The sequence below is a fragment of the Streptomyces sp. SID486 genome, from assembly GCF_009865385.1.
Classification (GTDB): domain Bacteria; phylum Actinomycetota; class Actinomycetes; order Streptomycetales; family Streptomycetaceae; genus Streptomyces.
The window spans coordinates 1-565 of record NZ_WWJT01000181.1 but is presented as its reverse complement, the minus strand read 5'-3'; the positions used below and the strand labels follow the sequence as shown (position 1 = coordinate 565).

The window sequence follows — 565 nt, the reverse complement described above, 5'->3', positions numbered from 1 at the left end:
GCCGCCGGGGGCGGCCCTGGCCGGTCGCCCGCGAGGGGCGGGAGAGCAGGACCAGGCTGCGGGCCTCCACGCGGAGTCTCGTGCCGGCCTTGCGTTCGCGTTCGTCGGGGACGCCGTCGGGGTCGGCGGTGTCGATCAGACCGGTCCAGCGCTCGCCGAAGGAGCCGTCGGGCAGACGGAAGTCGACCGGCTCCCAGTAGCCGTTGACGAGCAGCAGGAAGGAGTCGTCGACCATCCGCCCGCCGTGCGGGTCCCGTTCGGCGATGGCGTCGCCGTTGAGGAACACGCAGACCGAGTGCGCGTCGTCGCGCTGCCAGTCCCGGGCGGTCATCTCGCGGGCGTCGGGCCGCAGCCACATCAGGTCGGGCAGCGGCTGCTCGGCGTTGGTCGCGGTCTCGCCGCGGAAGAAGCGGCGCCTGCGCAGCACGGGGTGCGCGGCGCGCAGAGCGATGAGCCGCCGGGTGAACTCCGTGAGCGGGCCCTGCTCCCGGGCCAGTTCCCAGTCGATCCAGGAGATCTCGTTGTCCTGGCAGTAGGCGTTGTTGTTGCCGCGCTGGGTGCGGCC

1 pseudogene is annotated in these 565 nt (G+C 73.3%); it reads right to left on the bottom strand.

The features are described from left to right. A pseudogene (locus tag GT045_RS08755) lies at positions 1-565 on the bottom strand (glycogen debranching enzyme); the annotation flags it as partial.